This window comes from Rhizobium hidalgonense (assembly GCF_002914525.1).
In the GTDB taxonomy this organism is placed as follows: Bacteria; Pseudomonadota; Alphaproteobacteria; order Rhizobiales; family Rhizobiaceae; genus Rhizobium; species Rhizobium hidalgonense.
Map to the genome: position 1 here is coordinate 1 of NZ_LODW01000138.1, position 2,563 is coordinate 2,563.

Sequence of the window (2,563 nt, forward strand, 5' to 3'; positions counted from 1 at the left end):
CAGAGACGCCTTGCGGCAGCAAAATGAAATAATGATCGCACTCGAATAAACTGACTTGGTGAGGGAGGTTGGGGTAGAAGCCTAGCAGAACCGTCGAGTTTGCGGCGCCGTATAGTGTCGAGCCTGCCGCACCCTATCCCGGCCCTTCGCTTGGGCTCAGGGCGTTCGCAACTGCAATCGATTCGCCGGATCGATTGCTGGCGCTTTGCGCCACCGTTGCTCACCCACCCGCAATCCCCAGCAGTTCGGCGTCCAGCGCCTTCAGATAATCGCCGGCGATGGCGGCGCTGAAGCCGAGGTCGTGTTGGCCGTAGCGGGAGGCGACGCGGATGTCGACGAAGGTGGTTTCGGCCTCTTCGCGCAGCCGGATGAGGATATCGAAGCGCAGGCCGAGGATCAGCGTGCGGTTGGTCGCCTGCAGCGTCACACCGTTGGCGCCGCGGATCAGCTTGGCGACATCGTCGTCATAGGGGCGCGGCGTCGGCACCGGGATGAGGCCCGGCGCATCGGCAACGGCGTCGTCGCCTGGCGCAGGCGTTGCCGGCCGGTCCTCGAGGTCGCGGTCCGGCTCGGTATTGCCGGTCGTCTTGACGATCACAAAGCCGCTCTGCTTGGCGACCTTGCGCACCGCCTCCAGCACGCGGTCGAGCGCGCCCTCATAACGCCGGCCGGTGAGCTCGGGATAGGCGGCCATCTGCTGTTCGCGATCCTCCGGCGTCACCAGATTGCGCTTCAGCCAGATCTGATCGGCTTTCGGGGCCGCCAGCCAGTCCGGCGCCGAGACCGGATCGGTGGAGACGTCGTAAATATCGGGCAGCGTCAGGTAACGCTCGGTGGCCATCGCGCCGATACCAAGCGGAAAGGCGGCATAGATCAGCGCGGCAAGGGCCGCGAGCCCGCCTTCGGCGCCTGATACCCAGAGGCTGCGCAGTCCGACTGCGGCCAGCATGGCGGAAAGCAGCGCGAAGCCGGCGGCGGCGATCAGGAGCAGCACCAGATAGGGGGTGGCCAGCCCGCCGAAGCGATGGGCGATCAGCACCGCCAGCGCCAGCACCAGGGAAAACGCCCCGAGCAGCCGCGAAAAGCGGGCGGCGCTGGAAACGGGACGGTCGAAGCGGATGGCCATCAAACTTACCGGTTGCTCGTCAGCGCCGCGCACTCAACCACGCAAATCGCCATAACCCTGTTTAGAGCATGATGCCGAAACGTGTGAAGCGGTTTTCGGACGACATCATGCTCTATTTCTTTGAGGCAAGATTCGGCTGAATTGAAACTGTTGTCTCGGAATATCCAATGGAATTCGGGCAGTGGACGGGGCGAAAGGCCGGCCATTTCGTGAGCCCTTGCTGATATGGCCAAAAAAGGCCATTCTGGCGGGGTTTCATCTCCGAATTCAAAGGCAAGGAGAGACGGGATGATTTCACCCGAGATAGCAGCAAGGCCGCAGGCGTCTGCGCTTGGCGGCATCGATCACACCGAGCCGATGCTGCCGATGGAGCTCGTCGAGCTCGAACTTTCGCTCGAAGGTTACGCCGGCGGCGATGCCGGCTTTTGCGAGGCGGTGCGCCAGGCGGCCAGCCGTTCCGGCGGCGAACTGCTGTTCGACCTGCCGGCCGGCGGTCTTATCGAGGATTGCCGGCGCATCGCCGTGCTGCGCATTCCCGATCACGGCAGCGGCACGCGTGTCGTGCTGGCGCTGCTCGATTATGCCGGCACGGAAATCCGCATCCAGTCGCCGGATGAAGAGACCGCGCATCTCAAGCGTTTCGCCGAAGCCTTCATCGAGGTGCTGGAGCGGATCTGAGCTTCAGCGGCAGTTTTAGCGCCGGTCGGCCGCGGCTTCCGCAAGGCTGCGGAAGGGAAATTTGCGCCCACATTCGCACTTGATCATGAAATTTTCCTGGTGGTTCGACGGCCGCTGCACGCCAAAACCGCGCGGCAGCTGATCGACCTTGAAATCCGGGTGCTTGCGCTTGGGATCGTCGATCTCCGAGGCTTCGGCAAAGCCCTCATTGCCGCATTGCGGACAGTTCAGTTTCTTCGAAAATCGATCGCGGATGGCCATGCTCGTTCCAGTGTTTCCCGGCCTCTCGTGGAGAGGCCGTGGACCCCTCATACAAGGGAATGCCGGGCAGCGAAAGTGGAACCAAGTGCAGGCGCTGCCGTTCCTTTTGTCAAAAGGAGGCGATCATGCCCAACAGAGACCCCATACCCACGCCCAATGCCGACACCCCGCGCGGCCCGACGCCGAGCCCCGGCATTCCCGACCCCATCCAGCAAAAACCACCGCTGACCCCGGCGCAGGACCCGGCCGATACGAAAAACCCGCAAGACCCGCCACTGGATCCGGCGCTGCTGCCGATCGGGGATCCGGCGGGGGCGGCTTGAAGGCGGCGACAACGCCCACTACACTCTCCGTCATCCCAGGCCTTGAGCGGCCGGCACCGTGTGAGGAGCGATGGCATTTCGTCGTAAGTAATTAAAGCCGTGTGCTTGGTTGTGGATCCCAGGGTCAAGCCCACTGCTGTCCGGTTTAAATTTGGTGGACAAGGCGCACGGTGTT

General features: G+C 63.2%; 4 protein-coding genes. 2 read left to right on the forward strand and 2 right to left on the reverse strand.

Annotated features, from left to right (window positions below):
* Positions 1 to 220: 220 nt before the first annotated feature.
* A complete protein-coding gene (locus ATY29_RS35015; RefSeq protein WP_003569729.1) occupies positions 221 to 1,126 on the reverse strand; it encodes a DUF1499 domain-containing protein in 906 nt (301 codons plus the stop codon).
* A 288-nt stretch (positions 1,127 to 1,414) separates the two neighbouring features.
* Between ATY29_RS35015 and ATY29_RS35020 the strand changes: the two genes are divergently transcribed.
* The gene (locus ATY29_RS35020; protein ID WP_097537542.1) at positions 1,415 to 1,804 is read left to right on the forward strand and encodes a hypothetical protein; all 390 of its coding nucleotides are present in this window, start codon (positions 1,415 to 1,417) and stop codon (positions 1,802 to 1,804) included.
* Positions 1,805 to 1,819: 15 nt separating this feature from the next.
* On the opposite strand, the gene ATY29_RS35025 is transcribed toward ATY29_RS35020, so the two are convergent.
* A complete protein-coding gene (locus tag ATY29_RS35025) occupies positions 1,820 to 2,065 on the reverse strand; it encodes a hypothetical protein (RefSeq protein WP_003569745.1) in 246 nt (81 codons plus the stop codon).
* A gap of 125 nt (positions 2,066 to 2,190) precedes the next feature.
* On the opposite strand from ATY29_RS35025, the gene ATY29_RS35030 reads away from it, so the two are divergent.
* On the forward strand, positions 2,191 to 2,388 hold the full coding sequence (locus ATY29_RS35030; RefSeq protein WP_003569739.1) for a hypothetical protein: 198 nt from the start codon (positions 2,191 to 2,193) through the stop codon (positions 2,386 to 2,388).
* The last annotated feature ends 175 nt before the right edge of the window (positions 2,389 to 2,563 follow it).